Source organism: Mucilaginibacter ximonensis (assembly GCF_042686265.1).
Classification (GTDB): domain Bacteria; phylum Bacteroidota; class Bacteroidia; order Sphingobacteriales; family Sphingobacteriaceae; genus Mucilaginibacter; species Mucilaginibacter ximonensis.
This window is the reverse complement of record NZ_JBHUPD010000004.1, coordinates 550,008-568,458: the sequence shown is the minus strand read 5'-3', so window position 1 is coordinate 568,458 and position 18,451 is coordinate 550,008. Positions and strand designations below refer to the sequence as shown.

At 41.6% G+C, this 18,451-nt stretch carries 16 protein-coding genes; 3 read left to right on the top strand and 13 right to left on the bottom strand.

Annotation, left to right across the window (positions count from 1 at the left end):
- Positions 1-279: 279 nt before the first annotated feature.
- The 5 genes from ACFS5N_RS19595 to ACFS5N_RS19575 form a co-directional block, all read right to left on the bottom strand.
- Positions 280-1,353 (bottom strand): AI-2E family transporter, encoded by a 1,074-nt coding sequence (locus tag ACFS5N_RS19595; RefSeq protein ID WP_377189880.1) that lies wholly within the window; start codon positions 1,351-1,353, stop codon positions 280-282.
- Between the two features lie 78 nt (positions 1,354-1,431).
- On the bottom strand, positions 1,432-3,009 hold the full coding sequence (locus ACFS5N_RS19590; RefSeq protein ID WP_377189877.1) for a hypothetical protein: 1,578 nt from the start codon (positions 3,007-3,009) through the stop codon (positions 1,432-1,434).
- Complete coding sequence (locus ACFS5N_RS19585) at positions 3,009-4,853, bottom strand: glycosyltransferase family 2 protein (RefSeq protein WP_377189874.1); 1,845 nt, start codon at positions 4,851-4,853, stop codon at positions 3,009-3,011. The genes ACFS5N_RS19590 and ACFS5N_RS19585 overlap by 1 nt, the downstream gene beginning before the upstream one ends.
- Before the next feature lie 94 nt (positions 4,854-4,947).
- A complete protein-coding gene (locus ACFS5N_RS19580) occupies positions 4,948-7,029 on the bottom strand; it encodes a cellulose biosynthesis cyclic di-GMP-binding regulatory protein BcsB (protein WP_377189871.1) in 2,082 nt (693 codons plus the stop codon).
- 10 nt (positions 7,030-7,039) lie between these two features.
- A complete protein-coding gene (locus ACFS5N_RS19575; RefSeq protein ID WP_377189868.1) occupies positions 7,040-8,386 on the bottom strand; it encodes a sensor histidine kinase in 1,347 nt (448 codons plus the stop codon).
- Positions 8,387-8,457: 71 nt separating this feature from the next.
- Here ACFS5N_RS19575 and ACFS5N_RS19570 point away from each other — a divergent pair, with 71 nt between their 5' ends.
- Both ACFS5N_RS19570 and ACFS5N_RS19565 read left to right on the top strand, forming a co-directional pair.
- A complete protein-coding gene (locus ACFS5N_RS19570; protein WP_377189865.1) occupies positions 8,458-9,600 on the top strand; it encodes a glycoside hydrolase family 5 protein in 1,143 nt (380 codons plus the stop codon).
- Positions 9,601-9,650: 50 nt separating this feature from the next.
- Positions 9,651-10,631, top strand: a complete 981-nt coding sequence (locus ACFS5N_RS19565) for an acyl-ACP desaturase (RefSeq protein ID WP_377189862.1) — start codon at positions 9,651-9,653, stop codon at positions 10,629-10,631.
- Between the two features lie 102 nt (positions 10,632-10,733).
- Here ACFS5N_RS19565 and ACFS5N_RS19560 read toward each other — a convergent pair whose 3' ends face one another.
- Positions 10,734-11,063 carry a hypothetical protein gene (locus ACFS5N_RS19560; RefSeq protein WP_377189859.1) on the bottom strand — a complete coding sequence of 110 codons (330 nt, stop codon included), beginning with the start codon at positions 11,061-11,063 and terminating at the stop codon, positions 10,734-10,736.
- Between the two features lie 95 nt (positions 11,064-11,158).
- On the opposite strand from ACFS5N_RS19560, the gene ACFS5N_RS19555 reads away from it, so the two are divergent.
- Positions 11,159-12,178, top strand: coding sequence for an aldo/keto reductase (locus tag ACFS5N_RS19555; protein WP_377189857.1), 1,020 nt, complete (start codon positions 11,159-11,161; stop codon positions 12,176-12,178).
- Positions 12,179-12,219: 41 nt separating this feature from the next.
- Here ACFS5N_RS19555 and ACFS5N_RS19550 read toward each other — a convergent pair whose 3' ends face one another.
- The 7 genes from ACFS5N_RS19550 to ACFS5N_RS19520 form a co-directional block, all read right to left on the bottom strand.
- Positions 12,220-12,588 (bottom strand): hypothetical protein, encoded by a 369-nt coding sequence (locus tag ACFS5N_RS19550; protein WP_377189854.1) that lies wholly within the window; start codon positions 12,586-12,588, stop codon positions 12,220-12,222.
- Positions 12,589-12,701: 113 nt separating this feature from the next.
- A complete protein-coding gene (locus tag ACFS5N_RS19545) occupies positions 12,702-13,862 on the bottom strand; it encodes a helix-turn-helix domain-containing protein (protein ID WP_377189852.1) in 1,161 nt (386 codons plus the stop codon).
- Positions 13,863-13,943: 81 nt separating this feature from the next.
- A complete protein-coding gene (gene hemH / locus ACFS5N_RS19540) occupies positions 13,944-14,960 on the bottom strand; it encodes a ferrochelatase (protein ID WP_377189849.1) in 1,017 nt (338 codons plus the stop codon).
- A gap of 201 nt (positions 14,961-15,161) precedes the next feature.
- The gene (locus ACFS5N_RS19535) at positions 15,162-16,013 is read right to left on the bottom strand and encodes a 4-hydroxy-3-methylbut-2-enyl diphosphate reductase (protein WP_377189846.1); all 852 of its coding nucleotides are present in this window, start codon (positions 16,011-16,013) and stop codon (positions 15,162-15,164) included.
- A gap of 31 nt (positions 16,014-16,044) precedes the next feature.
- Entirely contained in the window at positions 16,045-16,713 is a 669-nt protein-coding gene (locus ACFS5N_RS19530; protein ID WP_377189843.1) for a carotenoid biosynthesis protein, read from the bottom strand.
- Positions 16,692-17,780, bottom strand: coding sequence for a glycosyltransferase (locus ACFS5N_RS19525; RefSeq protein WP_377189840.1), 1,089 nt, complete (start codon positions 17,778-17,780; stop codon positions 16,692-16,694). Before ACFS5N_RS19525 ends, ACFS5N_RS19530 begins: the two co-directional genes overlap by 22 nt.
- Positions 17,780-18,400, bottom strand: coding sequence for a 1-acyl-sn-glycerol-3-phosphate acyltransferase (locus ACFS5N_RS19520; RefSeq protein ID WP_377189837.1), 621 nt, complete (start codon positions 18,398-18,400; stop codon positions 17,780-17,782). The genes ACFS5N_RS19525 and ACFS5N_RS19520 overlap by 1 nt, the downstream gene beginning before the upstream one ends.
- Positions 18,401-18,451: the final 51 nt, after the last annotated feature.

The following is an 18,451-nucleotide window of genomic DNA, read 5'->3' as shown; positions in this document are numbered from 1 at the left end:
CCAGAGCCGATGGTACTGCGGTAAAACGTGGGAGAGTAGGTCGGTGCCAAACTTTATCAAACGCCCGTCTTCATTAGAAGATGGGCGTTTTGCGTTTTGAGAAATTGGCTGACTAGCCAACTGATAACTGACGGTGATTGCTGAAATCGAACAAAATAATTGAGCTGCTGTCTTGCCGTTGACAGCGCGGCGGCCCGTTGACGCCAAGTCGAGTCCCGTCTTTTAGCGAAGAGTGCTTTTCTTTTTTATTTATAGCTCACTATTGGAATTGTTACCTGATTAATCCAATACCTCTTTCTTTACCGAGTTTGGGTTATTGTGCGCTATTTTCTTAACATACAGCTCATCAACCAAAATAATCATAATAGCCAATAACGGCACTGCAAGTATCACACCCAAAGCCCCTGATACTGAACCCATGATGAGCTGGCTGATCAATGTTAAAGCAGGCGGTAAATTGATCATCTTTTTTTGAATAAGCGGTGTGATAATGTTAGCTACAATAGTTTGCGAAGTGATGTAAATTATGGCCACTAAAATGGCCATATTGGTGCTTACTGTAAATGCCAGTAATACGCCTGGTATCATAGCCACTAATGAACCGATGCTTGGCACCATTTCCAGCAAACCGGTGATCAAGGCCAGTATCAGGGCCACTGGCATGCCTACAATACTTAATGCGGTGCCTATAAGTATCGTTACACAGAGCATAGAGAATAAAGTGCCTTTTAGCCAGCCTTTTAATGACAGACTAACGCGGTCAAGAATATGTTTACCCAACTTCTTCCTGCTGTGTGGAACCAATACAAGGATACCATCCTTATAAAGTGACGGATTAGCTGTAAAAAATATCCCCAGGAACAAAATGATATATATATCGCCAAGTACCCCGAATGTTGTGCTAAAAAAACCTTGTGCAGTGCTCATCATTTTCTGAGAGGTACTATCGCCTGAAAAGTTTTTTAAAATACTTTGGCCCCAGGATGTTTGTGATAGTTTACTACGAACGTTATTTATAGTATGTGGAAGGGTGTTGCTTAACTCGGCTACCTGTGCAGATATTTTGGTGCCCATAAACCAAAACAGCGTTCCGACAAAAATTATGGTAATAGCAACGGCAATGATCATGGCAGGTTTGCGGGTAAGTTTGCTGCGGCGTTGTATAGCATCGCCCAAACCATGAAAATAGGTGGCTATTAATGACCCGGCCAGTACCATTAACAAAATATCAAAGGCTACCCTTATTACCAGGATAGTTACCACAAGCAGCGCGACGATACCAACAGTTTGCCATACTTTAGTAGTATAGCTTAGTTCTTTTTTGTTGCTACCCTGAGGTTTGTCTGCTGCCATATCGATTTAGTATATAAACAATACGGGTAAGTCTCTTAAATGTTTTAAATCAGTAAAAAGCTAATTTACAGATCAAGATTAATAAAGTTTATAGAGTATCCAATTGTCAGTCTCGTAAGCTTTTTGCAGCGACGAATAGTTATTACCGGTTTGATTCATAACAGGCGAATAACGGGAATTTAAAATAGTATATCCTGAGGCGGGGTTTTTAGGGCCTGCTACCAATATATAGCTTACATACTGCCCCGGTGTTTCAATAGCGCTCAAAAAGCCTTCCTGGTAAGGCAATGTCATGTCAGATACATTGTTGGTAAACGCAACAATAGGGTAGGCGGTTGCGTCATCAACCAATATCTTCGAACCATCAGGCAAGCCGTTAATATAGTTGGCCATGTCCCGGTTTTCGTCTTGTCGAGTATCTGGTGTGCGGTTGAGTAAGATTGTAATGAAGTTGCGCTCATCTTCAATCTGTGAGGTTGATAGAAAATAATAACCGGTGTAGAACTGCGCAAGGATAATTACGGTTAATATCGCTTTAAACCAAAAACTATTTCTTAGTGATTGAGCTTTGATAGCAAAGCACAATATCGCCAGGATTAAAAATATCAGGTAATACTCATACGCGAGGAACGCCTTGTCATATTTTATATGCAAGAATTCGACAAAAGCAAACGGAGTAATAAGCGTTAAGATTTGGTAAGTGCTGCGCCAAAACAATGCTATTGCAAATAAAATAAGCGGGCAAAACATGATCATACGCGCTGAGATGAGCAGCGAAACCTCCGGCGATTTAAATTGCGGATTCAGCGCGGTGGTCTCATAAGCAAATCGCTCGGCCAAAACATTCCAGGTTGCGTAAGGGCTGTTCAGAAAATAGTCAGCGTCATTGGCATTGGTTAGGTTGAGCAACTTATAACAAATAACAGACGCTATTGGGAGGATGAACAAAATGATGTACATCGCAAACGTCTTGTTAATTAACTTACGGCGCAGCGACGGGCTGTTAAAGCTCTGCGTCATTCTGAACAACGATTCCTTTTCGGCCAGGTTTAATGATTGCAGTGCAATAGAAAATATGAGCGGGATAAAGAATAGCGTTAACCAGATAAACTTATAGTCGCAAAACAGCAGGATCACCAGGCAAATGCTGGCAATTGAGATGTGGAACGTTGTATTCGACGTATAAAACTTAAATATATTCAGGAAGAACATATAAAAGAATATCAATGCCAGATAGATGGCTTTCCCCGAACACGCCGTATACAACAAGCCGGGATGAAACAGGAAAATCAGTATCAGCAGAAAAAGATAATAATCGTCGTCGCTTTTTTTAACTAGCGTGGTTGCCATCAGGTAAAACAAGGCCGCTGTGCCTAGTGCCGAGGCGATAACCGGTGCTAACAGCGAACTTATTATAGTGAACGGAAACGTTGCAAAGAATGGTATGGCAGGCGCTGTTAAACCAATTACCTTTAACTTATAACCGCTTCCTTCAAAAACTATGCGGGCCTTTTCAATGTAAAAAAGCGACTCCTTGTTAAAATAACCTAAACCATTTAAATAAATACCGCAAACCAAGTAGTAAGCCGCTATCAGCAAAGTGATAATTAACAGCGAGCGGCTGCGCGATATGCGTATGTTAAACTTTGGGTTCATTACTCGGTTGGGGCGGGTTGGTTATTAACTTTACTTAAACCATGATTGGTTTTTTCCCAATAAAACGGTTTTACAATTAGCTGGTAAAGGCCTTTGTAAGCTGCCCACGAATGCAGTAACCAATATATCGGGTTGGCGATGGCAAACAAAATCAGCTCATAATAACGGCGCTTAAATACCGCCATCATGTTAACGTAAATCATGAGGATGTTACCGACCATCAAATTGATAATCGACATAAACAACACCCAATCAGGGAAAAACGATCGTATGGAAGTTAAGTCAAACATCAGGTAGCAAATAAAAATGCCCAGCAACAACGGATATACCAGGAAGGTAACCGGTGTGGCGCCGATAAAGAAATTAAAGCCCAGGAAACCTTTCCAGCCAATTTTTTTCCAGAGTTTTACCGGGTCGCGCATGTGCACCAGGTGAGTTTGCATGTAACCTTTAATCCACCGCGAGCGCTGGCGCACCCAGTTAAACATCTCGTTATTTGCTTCCTCATAAGTGGTTGAGTTAACAATAGCTACCTTATAACCTTTGGCGTAGGCACGTACACCTAAATCTGCGTCTTCAGTTACATTAAACGGATCCCATCCACCCAGTTCAATCAAATACTCAAACTTAAAGTGATTGCTGGTACCACCCAGCGGTATAGGGATATCAAAGGTATCAAGCCCAGGCAGCATATAATCAAACCAATATGAGTACTCCAATGTAAACATACGGGTCAGGAAGTTCTCATTACGGTTAAAGTAGTTAAGCGCACACTGGATAACAATGTAGTTATCGGGTAATTTATGGAAAAGGCTGACAATCTTTTTAAGCTGATCGGTATCTGGCACGTCCTCGGCATCGTAGATGGTCAGGTATTTACCTCTCGAAAAGTGCAGCCCATAGTTACAGGCCTTTGGCTTGGTTTTAGGCATGTGAAAAGGCACCACAATTACCTCAAATACCGCCGGGAAATCCAGATTGCGTACTGCATTGAGTGTTTTATCGTCGTCTTCTTCAATCAGTAGCTTGATATCCAGTTTTTCGCGGGGATAATCAAGACTTTGCAGGTTCCAGATCAGTTTCTTAATCAACTTATCCTCTTTATATACCGGCAGGTGAATGGTGTATATCGGCAGCTCATCATCCTTTACCTCGCGCACTTCTTCGCGGGTAATGGCCTGGTGCAGTTCAAACCGCGAACCTACCAAAGCCAGGAAAAGTTTAAACACTATTGATACCAGGAAAAAAGAGCTTAACAACACGTTTATAATGATCGACGTGTTCACGAAACTCAACATCAAGCCTGCTACAACCAGCGTAAAAATACCAAAGGTAACGATAAGCTGTGGTGTGGTGAAAGTTGTCAATGCCGAGCTCTCCGGGTCGCGGTTCAGTAATTCAAATACGGCCGACTTCACATATTTCTGCCCCAGCAAAACGTGGCTAAGCCAGGTAATGTCCAGGTCAGACGCTAGGATAATTTCAGGCTCCAGATCGTAGGTAAACCTGATGTAATCTACAAACAACTCGTCGCTGGGGTTGGCCATAAGGGTTACCACCTTGTTGTTTTCAATACGAAGAGGCAGGGCCAGGTGAGCGTCAGCAAATTTCAGATCGGTTTTTTCCAGTACGTCCAGATCGTAATCTTCGCCGCGAATTTGTTTGAACTCGTATCCGGCATTTAGTAATGATCGCTCATAATTTTTGCGGCTCAGATAGCCAAAGTTGAGCAGGATTTTTATAAATGACAATCCTGATCTTTTAGAAAAATCATCGATTTTATCCAGATCGGCTTCAGTTAAAAAGCCGTCTTGGATCAAAAGCTCAGGAATAGTTATCTGCATTATCTATAAATAAAATGTTAACAGCTAAACAATCTCTAATACCAGCGCTGCTTTTATACAGCGCCAGTACTTAAAATATGTTTGTTACAACAAATTACTCGCTGAAAATATCTGTTGATTTTTGAACCTTGGCACGTATATACAAGAACGATAGTAATATCAATACTAACATACCCAGCAAAATATATAGGTTGTAGCTTTCCCAGAAACGGGTCAGCACGCTCTTGGTATCAACATACTCCAGGTTTTCGCTTGATTTGCTGATGTTAAAAAGATACTTGTTATTATTAACGTCAGATATAGCCACGTTACTTGACAGGGTAGACAACTGCTCGGTAATAGAGCGTGCTGCCGCTGTAAATGCATCGGCAATATGTTTGCCTGTGGCGGTAATTACCAACACTGCGTTATTGCTTCGGCCGTAGAATATCTGTGCCAGACCGTTGGATACTGAATCAGAAAGCGAGTATACCACCTTATTATTCTCGTTATTATACAAACGGAACTTACGGTTGAATTTAATTGGAGCGTCCGGGAAATCGTCCATCAGCTGGTCATCGTGCGATAACAGTGCAATGATGTTATTTTTTTTCAGGTCATTTTTATCAATGCCGTCAGAGTACTCAAACTCAGGGAAGTTGTTGGCATTGATATTATTGTTCAGCTCATAAATAATCTCGCCCATGGCGGCCGCAGCATACGGCGCATATTTTTTAGTAGTGACAATGCGGGTAGTACCTGAGTTAAATGCTTCAGGATATTGATAGAAGCTCAGGTCGCTGGTGATGAATGGGTTTTTTGATTCAAGATATGATTTATCGACGTCAACCTCGGCAAAAAAACCGTTGAAGCTGGCATTACAGTTACCACCACTGGTGTAAAATCTGAACTCAACCTCCAGTTGGTTGTATTTATGGTGCTGGTAACGGTTAATGGTTACCGATGTATTCAATTTGCCCGATGCATCCAGCTTTTCAGAGCTGATCAGCATGCCGTTAAGGTAAAGGTTAACATAACCACGGTCATTAGGTGCTAAGCTGCTGTAGTTAGCAATAACGCGAATTTCTACCTCTTTAGGAGTAAAGCTAAAGTCGGAGTTTTTAAAGTTGTAAACGCTTTTTAAATTACCTATGCCCGAAAGGAAGTTTGTAGTACCACCAATTTGACGGAACGATAATTTGGAGCGGTTTTCGTCGATGGTTTTGAAGAACTTGTTCTCGGCCTGGTTAATTAATAAATAATCGCCAAAGGTAGAGTTAAGAATGTTCATGTTACCCAGGGCGGTAATAGTTTTTTCGTAGCCTATATCGTCGCCACCGCTAACAAACAATATCTCTGACGGCGCCGCCGTTTCTTCTAAGGATTTTACGGTTAACAGTTTGCCGTTTACCGTAACCAAACGTGTCAGCGTGTCTACTGCTTTTACTACCGATTTGTTTAGGTAAAATAAGCCCTCGCCGGCTTGTGGGGTAATTTTAACAATAGCTCTTTTATCAGCTGGCAGGCTTGAAATATTACCGCACACAATATAGTTTCTAACCGAGTCTGGCAGTTTGCTTGCCGGGTATACCATAATATTTTTTACGTCGGCTTTCTTTAACCGGGAATAAGCCCAGGCCACTGCTTTAAGGTCATGCAGCGTTGGTTTATCCGGATAGGTAATTGCCCGCATGGTTTCAAAGCAGTTGCCGATATTAACGTTATTAAAGAAATTCGAAGTGCTTTTAACCAACGACAGGTATGAGTAGCTTTTAACCTTCATCCACATGGCCGGGTTGTCCAGATCCTTACATTTTTCATCGGTAACGGTACATAAGGTTTTAACCTGTATTTTCAGGAACTTGTCTGTCGACATATCCATACGGCTAAGGTTAATATTGATCTGCATGATAGAATCCTGCGTAAGGCGGCTGCTGAATGATGGCCTGTCGTTAATCATGACGTTAACGTACGACAGGTTTTTAAGCAACGCCTGCGATGGCTGTATAAACAGCACCAGTTTACTTCCGTTTAACTCAATACTCGGATCAATTTTTAAATAATAAGCACTGGTGCCTATCATGCCTACAATTGCGTCATCATCATGACCCATAGCACGAAACGACAGAATTTTTTGTGCAAAACTTGTAGTGCTCAGCAAAAAGAAAAGGGCCAGTGAGGTAAAAAATTTATTCATTGGTTCGTTATTAGTTAATTACGTAAAATTCTACTCTAAAATAGTTGCCATTGTCATCGCTGCGGTAAAACAGCTCGCCGCCCATTTCCTGGGTGATGAGTTTGGCTATTGATAAGCCTAAGCCCAAACGGCTTTCCTGGCTGGTATTGGCATCGTTTAATGTTTTTAGCTTGTTAAACATCATATCCAGCTCTTCCTGGCCAATGGCAATACCCTCGTCAATAATCTCAAAAACAAATTTTTGACGCTGCAGGCTGGTTACTACCCGAATGTTATTATTAGTTTGTGAAAATTTGATAGCGTTTGAAAGCAGGTTCTGAAATATCTGCCCCGCAAACACTTTATCCAGTTTTACATTTAGCGGCAGTTTCAAAATATTATCAACCAGGTGAATATTTTTCATCTGCGCGGTTTCAATCAGACCCCTGAAAATGCGCCTTACCTCGATATTCACATCGAATATCTCCATGTTGAATTTTAAATCCGGCGACTCGATCTCTTTCACATCCATTAACTTAGCCAGCATATACTGCATCTTTTCGGCCGATTCACTGATGTAGTCAGTGAATTCTTTTTGATCTGCGCTCAGTCGGTATTCTTCCTCTTTGATCATGTTATTACTCATGATGATAGAACCTATGAGGTTCTTCAAATCGTGGCCGGCTATATTAATGAAGCTGTTTTTTTGTTCGTCCATTTTTAACAGGCGCTCGTACTGCATATCAATTATGGCGTTTTTTTCAACAATATCGCGGTTTTGCGCTTTAAGTTGTTCGTTTGACTTTTCAATGAGCAGTGTTTGCCGCGCCTCCCGCTCCATTACTTTAAACCGAGCGCTGGGAATAAGGCAGGATAGTGTGGCTACAATAAAGAAAAACTGCCCTCCGTTGTTTACAAACAGATCAATGTTATAATCGCTAAAGGCGTTAAAAAATACCGCCAGTAATATAAAGGCTACCAGGGTTTGAATAATAGAATGTACCGGTTCCCAGAACACCTGTACGTTAAAGAAAAGAATGATGACCGAATAAACCAGGAAATAAACGTTAAACTGCTGCGAATTAGCGAGCGTACACAACAAAGCCGAAGTACATGAGAGCGCGAAGAATGTAATGTGCAGTAATATCCGGTAGTTCCACTTTTTGGTCTTAAAGAGCGTGTATAGCGCGTAAATTACAATAGCAGTGATTATACGTACTATTAAAAACTGCAGCCAGATATTTGGATTGTAAATTACATCTATGATAGCAAGAAGCCAATACAAAAAAAGGATAGTCCAGATGATATTGTTAGTCTGGTACCAGGCTTTTTTTAAAACTTCTTTTGAAAATTCTTCTTTAGTAATTTGAACAAACATTACAAGTTTCTGAAATTAGGTAAAGATTGGACCGTTTTTAAAAATTTAACAATAAACCTACAGTTAAGCAAGTGCATAAAAATATACAAAATAAATCGGTAATACAGACGGCGTCTCTTGTAATTGCGATGCTGGCTATTATTGTGCAAGTCAGCATAGCAAAAAGTAATCCAACTCTTGGGCAGGAACGGGTGCTGGCATTTAAACGAGCCAAAAGTCTGGACAACGGCATAAGCGTTTCGTGGCTTGAACAAACCTGGAACCCTAATATATTGAATGAAGATAAGCTAACGAAAGCCGACTTTGAGTTACTCAAAACTTTAGGTTTTAAGAGCATCAGACTGCCAGTAGCATTTGCGTTTTTTGAGTCGAAAAATATACCTCTTGAGAATGTTTTCAATCGTATAGATAAAGTAGTTAAGCTGTGTAACTTATATGGAATAAAACTAATAATTGATTATCACTATGGCGAAATAAATGACAATAATTATTTAACTGAAACCCTGCGGGCCATTAATTTATGGCTTAAAGTAGCCAAACATTATAGCAAGCAAAGCCCCGATGACTTATTTTTTGAGCTCTATAATGAACCGCCTCACATGAATCCGCAGATATGGAAAGACGCGGCTTACAATATGGTAACGGCTATACGAAAGGAAGATAAAAAACGGACGCTTATTGTAGGCGCTTCGAATTATAACAGCATTTACGAATTAAGCCGCACAGAGCGCCTGGCCGACGAGAATATTATTTACACCGTACATTTTTACGAACCTTTTTTATTTACTCATCAGGGCGCAACCTGGGTGGGCGACCAGGTGGCTACTACTGGGGTACCTTTTCCATACATTGCGGATAAATTTCCCACTATGAATCCTAAAACCAAAGGCACCTGGGGCGAAACTAATTATAGTCAGTATCGCAGCGATGGCAATGAGCGGTCAATGGTGGATAAACTATTGATAGTTAAAAAATGGGCTAATAAGTATGATGTTCCACTGATTTGTACCGAATATGGTTCATATAAAAAATATGCGGATGAAGAAAGTCGCTGCAGGTATATTAAAGCTATACGCAACAGTTTAAAAACATTAAATATACCGGGGATAATGTGGGAGTATGACAGTGATTTTTCTATCTTCAATGGAAAGCCATCATTAGCTAACCTGCCCGATTGCATGAAAGACGCTATTGGATACAACGGAAAAAAATGATGTATTATTGAATGTTTTAAATCATTACCTTTGTAAATTAATTAATAACTATGGTATTTTTTGAAGAAAAAAGAAAAGAAGTAATGTCTCACATCGAGAAATTCATGCTTGAAAAAATGCAGGAATACTTGAAACCTATTGAGACGATCTGGCAGCCGACAGACTTTTTACCTGATTCAACAAAAGATACTTTCTTTGACGAGGTTAAAGAGTTGCGTCAAACCGCTCAGGGGTTGTCATACGACCTGGTGGCTGTTTTAATCGGTGATACCATTACTGAAGAAGCCCTACCCACTTATGAATCATGGCTTACCATGGTTGAAGGCGTTTCAAAAAATGAAGAAGGCGGCTGGATGAAATGGACACGTGCCTGGACTGCCGAAGAGAACCGTCACGGCGATTTACTCAACAAATATTTATACCTGTCTGGCCGCGTTGATATGCGCGCTATGGAAGTTTCAACTCAATACTTAATTGCCGATGGTTTTGACATCGGTACCGGGCACGACCCATACCGTAACTTTATTTATACCTCGTTCCAGGAACTTGCTACAAACGTATCGCACCGCAGGGTAGCGTCGCAGGCTAAAAAGGATGGCGATGTGCTGCTGTCAAAAATGTGCGGTGTTATCGCGTCGGACGAGATGCGTCACGCCAAGGCTTACAAATATTTTATCGAAAAGATATTTGAGGTAGACCCTAACGAAGCTATGCTGGCTTTTGAGGATATGATGCGTAAGAAAATAGTAATGCCTGCGCACTTCTTAAGGGAAGTTGGGTTAAAGATAGGTCAAACTTTCGGGCACTTTACAGATGCTGCCCAACGCCTGGGTATCTACACAGCCATCGATTATGTCGATATCCTGAAAGAGCTTATAAAAGACTGGCACATCGAATCAATTAGCGGCCTGAGCGAATCGGGCGAGAAAGCCCGTGATTACCTGATAGCGCTGCCAGACCGCCTGCTGCGTATCGCCGACCGCATGAAAAACCCAACTTTAGAGTATAAATTTAGCTGGATTAAGGGATAATCGAATCCCTCATAAATAGGAAAGGTCTGTAGCAATACAGGCTTTCTGTTTGTACAAGATTAATTGAACGTGTAGAGACGCAATATTTTGCGTCTGAATAAATTACCCTTCCTGCACCATCTCCACCCCCCGTGGGTCGTCTGTCAGATCTTCAAACAAACTGCCTAAAATGGAGAAGATTGTAAGCGAGTTTACATCGTCAACATAATGCTCATTGTGGATGATCTTTAACTGTTGGCCATCAACCTCAATATGAAACAGCGCGCCTTCATAAAACTCGTGCTGATAGATCTCTATCGCGTTGCCTGATTTTACCGTCTCAAAAATGATATGTTCTTTCCGGTGTTCGAAAAAGTATGGGTTCAATTTTTCGTTGACGCGGTTAAACAGGTCGTCGACACTGATGCGGGTATGTAGTGTGATGATTCTCATATTTAAATAACCATTGCTGTAAATTATTGTTTGAATTGAAGGGTGCTGGTAACAGCGCTGTTTTATACATTTGTTTAACGCGCAAAAAAACTACTATGAACTATAAACTATTAGGCCGCTCGGGCCTTAAAGTGTCACAATTATGCCTGGGTACGATGGGCTTCGGTACCGAAGCGGGTTGGGGTGCCGATAAAGAAACCAGCTTTGCTATTATGGACGCTTTTGCCGAAGCCGGCGGCAATTTCCTGGATACTGCCAACGTATACAAGCTGGGCACCAGCGAAAAGATCATTGGCGACTATATGCAGAATCATGACCGCGATTATTTTGTACTCGCGACCAAGTACTCGCTAAAAGATAATCAAACCAATCCCAATGCGTCGGGTAACAACCGCAAAAATATGATGCGCAGTGTGGAGGAAAGTCTGAAGCGATTAAAGACCGATTTCATCGATATTTTATACCTGCACATTTGGGATGACCTGACCCCGATAGACGAAGTGCTGCGTGGTATGGACGACCTGATTCGTCAGGGAAAAGTTAACTACGCCGCCATAAGTGATACCCCCGCCTGGATGGTAGCCAAAGGCAACACCCTGGCCGAGCTGATGGGATGGAGCCAGTTTGTGGCCCTGCAGGTGGAGTACAGCCTGATACAACGCACCCCAGAGCGTGAGTTGATACCCATGGCCAAACATTATGGCATGACCGTGACCCCCTGGGCACCGCTGGGTGGTGGCGTGCTAAGCGGCAAATACCTGCGCGGCGAGCAGGGGCGTATTAAGCCAGAAAGCCGCCGCCTGGATGACCGCGGCGTAAGTATAACCAAAACAGTTGTCGAAATTGCTGATGAACTTGGCGTGTCGCCAAGCCACGTCGCGTTGCAATGGACAACACATCAGGGTTTTTCGTGCATCCCGATTGTAGGGGCGACCAAAGTTGACCAACTGAAAGATAACTTAAAATCGACAGCGATAAAATTAAGTGCCGGGCATCTGCAAAAACTCGATGACGCGTCGAAGATCGATCTGGGTTTCCCCGGTGAGTTTTTTAAAGAAGATGGGATAAAGATGAATGCCTTCGGCGGGTTTTATGATCGGGTAGAGAAGAGATAATAAAAAATGGGGAGGCAAATTTAAATTTACCTCCCCATTTTTTACAAATCTTTTATTCTGTCCCAAACTTCGGTTCCTTTAAGTACCAGTCGAGTAATTTTATTGTTTTTGTCGCGCTCAAACTTCACCGACCAGTCAAATCCTTGCATAATAAAATTGTCGCCGTTAAGATGGTTTAACGGATACTTGTTGCCGTCCCATAAGCTGTGAGCAATAAGGCGGTTGTCAACGGTAAGCAATACTTCTACCAAAAACGTGCCCGCTTTTTGTATACTTTGATATCGGCCGGTGTAAGCTTTTAATGAGTCATCGGCAGTTTTTTGAATTGCAATTGGTGTACGATTAACAGGTTTGCAAAATGCGCCAAAAGTAATTGCAGACATCAGCGAAAAAATAATCAGCTTTTTCATGTTTTTAAATTTAAAGGTTTAATAAATAAGTTTCTCATCAGGTTTTTCGTGGCCTGATCTGAGATCAAAAAAAACTGATTATCAAACGGACATCTACTCAAATCCAGATTTGATTACTGTTTGCTCTGGTTAACACTAAGTTTTAGTGTGTTTTGATATTGGCTGGGCGTAAGCCCGGTAAACTGTTTAAAGCAACGCTGAAAAGTAGGCAGCGAGTTAAAGCCGCAATCGTAAGCTATGGCAGCTATGGTAAAATGATTTAATGACGGGTCGGCCAGCTTTAGCTTGGCTTCATCAACCCGGTAACTATTGATAAAGTCGTTAAAGTTTTTGCCTACGTGCTGGTTGAGCAAATGCGAAACATGCTTCACCGGCAATCGTAGTTTTGCCGCTATGTCGTCGAGTTTTAATAATGGATCAAGATACAGCCTTTCTTCATTCATCAACTTATAAATTAGCGTGCTGTATTCTGCTAATTCGGTTGTTGAGAAATAAGATATGTTAGCCGCCGGTTTGTTATAAATTTCTACCTCGGCCGGTACCATGTGTGCCTGCCGGGCGTAGGCCTTGAAGCCCAGCCAGTGTACAAAGGCAATAGCCGGAATAAATAGAATGCTATGCTCCCAGCTAGTATTGAATATTGTTTTTACAATGATGGTAAGCACCCATAAAACCAATAGTGCAAACAACAACTGCAGCATTTTTTTTAGCCATTTTATGTCTTCTATTTTTGCTATCGGTGCATCTTTGTCGACCGTAGTTTGTGCGATCATCCGGTAACTGATTACCATGTAGATAAGCATTGAAGCCATGGACAGAAATATAAACCGGTTACTATAAGCAAATAGCAAATTCTGGACCGCTGTTTTGAAATAAAGCCCTTGTATAAACGGAATAGCCAGTAATCCGCTGGTGTAAAACAGCCAAATTAATTGATGTTTCAGCCCAATCAGCAGGGGCAAAAAATACAAGTACGTTTTGTTTGGTAACCCTTCATCGCCAAAAATTAAACTGCGGGTGTAAAAGTAAATGAGCGGACCTAAGGCTAGGTTTACCGGAAAGAGAATATAGCTGATAGCCGTAAACGAATGTGAATAGGCTATTTGCAATATATATGGCGTGACAGCCTCTAATGAAATACAAAGTATCAGCAGGCTTATCCACCGGTTGCTTTTTATTTTTCGGGCCGAGTAAAGTAGTATGCCCGAAAGAATAAAGCCTTGTAACGATAACGCCAGTATTAATAAGTCGGCCACAGGTAGTGATAATATCACAGTGAATTGATTTAGTATGCATAAACTTACAAAGTTTAAGGCTAAAATCAATTAATAAAACAACAAAGTTGCATTAATGGGTTATGCTTTGGCCATACGCTCAAGCGAATCGATGAACAGTGGCGAGTCGTTTAAACTTTCAACCAGTTGTACATGTTCGCCGCCCAGGGCTTTAAATTCGCCGCCGTATTCTTCGGTTACTTCGTAAACGGTTTCAAGGCAGTCGGCTACAAAGGCAGGGCAGAAAACCAACAGGCGTTTATGGCCCTGATGTGCCATTTCTTCGATCACCTTGCTGGTGTAAGGTTGCACCCATGGGTCGTTACCCAGGCGTGACTGAAAGCAAACGGTATATTTTTCTCTTGGCAGGCCCATTTTTTCGGCAATAAGACGGGCGGTATCGTATGACTGTGCCGAATAGCAGAATTTGTTAGTATCGTTCAGTGTATCGCAGCAGCCGTCTTTTTGCAGGCAATAGCTGCCGGTGTGATCGCATTTTTTGATTTGGCGCTGTGGTAAACCGTGAAAGCTGAACAATACATGATCGTAAGTTTCAGGCTGATGTTTCTGTGCATTTTCGGCAAATGCCTGTATCATTAAATCATCATCATGAAAAGAGTTGACAAAAGAAATATTGGGGATAGTTTGCCAGGTTTTTACCAGGTCCATCACTTTTTCCTGTACGGAGCCGGTGCTTGCCGATGCATACTGCGGAAACAGCGGGATAACCTTAATATCGCTCACTAAGTTAGCTTTTAAGCGCTGCAAAGCCTCCTCGATAGATGGGCTTTGGTACCTCATAGCCAGCTCGACCTGGTACTCGTTCCCCAAACGCTCCTGCAATAATTTATGTTGCAATTTGCTGTAATGTAATAAAGGCGAACCGGTTTCTTTATCCCAGATAGCTTGATACAACTTAGCCGACTTTGACGCGCGGAAAGGCGTAATAATGCCTTGCACTAATACCGTACGCAAAACGGGGTTAACGTCAATAACCCGGCCGTCCATTAAAAACTCGTTTAAATATTTGCGTACATCTGCTGTGCTCGGGCTATCCGGGGTGCCCAGATTAACCAGCAATATTCCTTTTTTTGACATCGGCGCAAAAATAGCAAAAAAGCACTTAACGCTTTAGGATGGATTTTTTAATTACAAAAAGATTATATGAACCCGCTTGTCATCCTGAGCATCGCGAAGGATCTTATAAAAGCGATAGACAAGGTGTATAAGATCCTTCGCGATGCTCAGGATGACAAGCTAAAAAAACTATCATTAATTATAACTCCCCCTTCAGGGGGGCTAAAACGCTTCAAGTACTGCTTTTACATCCTCCATTAACCACATTGGTGTTGAGGTAGCGCCGGCAATGCCTACTTTATCGCCGGGAGCAAACATAGATTGCTTAAGCTCGGCAGTCGAAGAAATGAAATAAGTATTTGGATTATGTTTACGGCAAACTTCATAAAGTACTTTACCGTTCGACGATTTAACGCCGGATACAAACACAACTTTATCAAAGTTTTTTACAAAAGCAGGCAGGTCTTTATCACGATTGGACACCTGACGGCATATCGTATCGTTGGCATTCAGCTCATACCCACGGGCATTTAGTTCGTCTTTAATCTGGTAAAACTTCTCCATGCTTTTGGTAGTCTGACTGTACAGGGTAATGTTTTTGGGGAGCTCTACGTTGTCCAGTTCGGCAATATCCTGAAAAACCAACGCCTCATTATTAGTTTGGCCTTGCAAGCCAATAACCTCGGCATGCCCGTGTTTACCGAAGATGAGTATTTTCTCCTGATTATCGTATGATGTCTTAATACGGTTTTGAAGTTTCAGTACTACCGGGCACGAGGCATCAATTAATGTAATGTTGTTTTGCAATGCGGTACGGTAGGTTTCAGGAGCCTCGCCATGCGCGCGGATAAGTACTTTTTCATTGCGCAGGTCTTTCAGTTGGTCGTGGTTAATAATGCGCAGGCCCAGACTTTTTAGTCGCTCAACCTCTTCGTCATTATGTACAATATCGCCGAGGCAGTACAGGTAGCCGTCTTCATGCAGTATGTCCTCGGCCATGTCAATAGCGTAAATCACCCCGAAACAAAATCCCGAATCCTTGTCTATTGTAACCTTTAACTGATATGATGCCATTGCGTTACAAATTTACGGCATTAGGTTGATTTTATTGCAGCGCCGCAAAAAATATAAATTGACATATTAAGATAGAGGGCCCCACCATGCTCTGTTTTTTAAATTTAAACAGTTCAAAAACAACAAGCAGTGCAGCGCTTATAATGAACCAGCAAATGTAGTTTTGCGGCGGAGCCTCATTACCATCCCAATGCCAATAGTCCAGACGCTGGGCAATAGGTTCAATTAAAAAATCAAGTATTACCAATAACACAGCTCCGCCGAATATGCGTAAAATCATAGGCTTAATATTTAATTTACGCATAGATACGCCAGTGGTATAAACCAGTAAAAACCACGTTACACCCATCAATACAGGTATTTTAAAAACGCTGATACCCAAGGTATGCCCGTACGTATAATTACCAAACAAGGCGCCGGTATATACCCCACAATATTCAACCAACCAACCCGTCAAAAAAACAATACCCGTAAACGCCAGAAATTTCTTACCAGGTTCGTCATGATTAATGAGGACAAGCAGCATCATAAGCCATAAATGAACCGGCACCAAATGTATAAAGTAGGGTTTGGTAGGCAAAAAGTAAAGGCCGATAAATCCAACCAGATGAAATATAACTATAACACGTACAGTGTTGGTTTCGCGCTCGTAAAAGCTGCGGGCCGGCCGAATGGGCTTTAAATTTTGCGTCCTTTCCATATCATGGTTTTTGTTAAATGCCTTTGAACAGCCAGGAAGGCTACAAATGTCAGGCTAAACATTTGCAGGGGATGCAAAATTATATTGTTCCATGCATTTTGACCTGCCGAAAGTGAAATCATAACCCGCGTCAAGACAATGAGGCTTACCATAAACAGTATTAACTGTAGGTTTAAGGTCATAATAATTAGCATAGGGCCCGCAATAATTAATACAATATAAATTAAAAACCACAGTATATTATAGTTAAATGCTGCTAAAAAGTTTTTGCTGAAACCATTAATAGCATCTTTATATCCCCGATACATGCGGCAACTGATCATGCCATTGGCCATCAAGGCTTCGCCGTTACATTTGTTGGCTTTCACTTGCCGCATAATCTCAACATCCTCAACCACTTTGTTTTTTACCATTTGGTGCCATTGATACTTGCGATATACGTCTGCATCAAACAACATAAACTGGCCGCTGGCGGCGGCAACGGTATAATTTTTTACCAGGTAGACCAGTTTTAGCGGTAACAGGTTAAGCAAAATGTAATGCATCAACGGCACCACCATAAGCTCGCCAAGCGTGTTCATTTGCTGATTGGCAAATAGGCTTAGCAGGCATAGTTTATTAGCATACATGCGGTGTATGGCGCTATTGATCAAGCCAACGTTTAGTTTTTCATCAGCATCAACAAATAAAAAGAAATTGCCCCTGGCCTCTTGCACCAGCTGATGGCAGGCATAGTTTTTACCCAACCAACCCTGAGGCAATTCTTTGCCTTTTATTACTCTAAACTGTGGATGTTTAGCCGCATAGGCTGCACAAATGCTATAAGTAGCATCGGTTGATTCATCGTCCAGTATTAAAACTTCATAATGCTGGTAGTCCTGATTGCGGATGGAATCCAGAATCGTAAGGATATTTTCGGCTTCGTTGCGAGCCGGGATGAGGATAGAAACCAGATCAGGATAAAATTTATTTATCCGGCGCAGCTTAGGGTCTGACAGAAAATTGAACAAAGTAACGGCAAACCGCAGAATAATGAAACAAAAGGTTACGGCTATTACTATGATCACTATTTTGTTATTTGTGTTTGTTGCTGTCGCGATTGTGTATAATGCTGCTGGTAGGCCCGCTGCAAAACTGTAATATCATTAAAATCTGTGCCGCTCTGCGCTTTTAAATATACGTTGGCTACAGGTTTGAAATTGTCAAAGTTCTCTATAAAAGTAGTGGCAAATATAAGCTGAAAGTTTTTTGCTTTACTGATAATGCGCGATACACCCTTTTCAAACTTAACTTCAGTAACCATATTTGAATACAATTTCCCCTGGGGGAAAATGAGAACCAAATTGTTTGGTTCATTTAGTAATCCGGCCGCAAAATCAAGCGATTTTATTACATCTCTTGATTGTGGATTAACAGAAAACCCGCCTCCATATTTTAGTGCAGGCTCTTTAATTAAAGTTTTTTCAAGGATCATAGCATGAAAATTCTTCCTAAAAAATACCCGGTTGATATAGTAGAGCACAATCGTATCCCAGGCGCTAAAGTGGTTGGCTATCAACAATATCGATTTATTATTGTCAAGCGCTATCCTGTCAAAGTTTATTTCTTTAAAATATCGGGCGGTTATCCACCGTACGTACAGTTGTAACGCGGTTTTGATAACGATATTTTTTTGCGGATAGATCATTTATTGGTTCTTGTAATTGATCTTGTAAAGCCTGCTGATAGGTATGCCCAA

What these genes read in the sequence shown, in the direction of transcription:
- ACFS5N_RS19555 (WP_377189857.1), top strand. Translation starts at nt 11,159, where the DNA reads ATGAACTATAAACTATTAGGCCGCTCGGGCCTTAAAGTGTCACAATTA.
- ACFS5N_RS19550 (WP_377189854.1), bottom strand. Translation starts at nt 12,588, where the DNA reads ATGAAAAAGCTGATTATTTTTTCGCTGATGTCTGCAATTACTTTTGGC.
- ACFS5N_RS19565 (WP_377189862.1), top strand. Translation starts at nt 9,651, where the DNA reads ATGGTATTTTTTGAAGAAAAAAGAAAAGAAGTAATGTCTCACATCGAG.
- ACFS5N_RS19575 (WP_377189868.1), bottom strand. Translation starts at nt 8,386, where the DNA reads ATGTTTGTTCAAATTACTAAAGAAGAATTTTCAAAAGAAGTTTTAAAA.
- ACFS5N_RS19530 (WP_377189843.1), bottom strand. Translation starts at nt 16,713, where the DNA reads ATGGAAAGGACGCAAAATTTAAAGCCCATTCGGCCGGCCCGCAGCTTT.
- ACFS5N_RS19520 (WP_377189837.1), bottom strand. Translation starts at nt 18,400, where the DNA reads ATGATCTATCCGCAAAAAAATATCGTTATCAAAACCGCGTTACAACTG.
- ACFS5N_RS19585 (WP_377189874.1), bottom strand. Translation starts at nt 4,853, where the DNA reads ATGCAGATAACTATTCCTGAGCTTTTGATCCAAGACGGCTTTTTAACT.
- ACFS5N_RS19590 (WP_377189877.1), bottom strand. Translation starts at nt 3,009, where the DNA reads ATGAACCCAAAGTTTAACATACGCATATCGCGCAGCCGCTCGCTGTTA.
- ACFS5N_RS19580 (WP_377189871.1), bottom strand. Translation starts at nt 7,029, where the DNA reads ATGAATAAATTTTTTACCTCACTGGCCCTTTTCTTTTTGCTGAGCACT.
- hemH (WP_377189849.1), bottom strand. Translation starts at nt 14,960, where the DNA reads ATGTCAAAAAAAGGAATATTGCTGGTTAATCTGGGCACCCCGGATAGC.
- ACFS5N_RS19535 (WP_377189846.1), bottom strand. Translation starts at nt 16,013, where the DNA reads ATGGCATCATATCAGTTAAAGGTTACAATAGACAAGGATTCGGGATTT.
- ACFS5N_RS19595 (WP_377189880.1), bottom strand. Translation starts at nt 1,353, where the DNA reads ATGGCAGCAGACAAACCTCAGGGTAGCAACAAAAAAGAACTAAGCTAT.
- ACFS5N_RS19560 (WP_377189859.1), bottom strand. Translation starts at nt 11,063, where the DNA reads ATGAGAATCATCACACTACATACCCGCATCAGTGTCGACGACCTGTTT.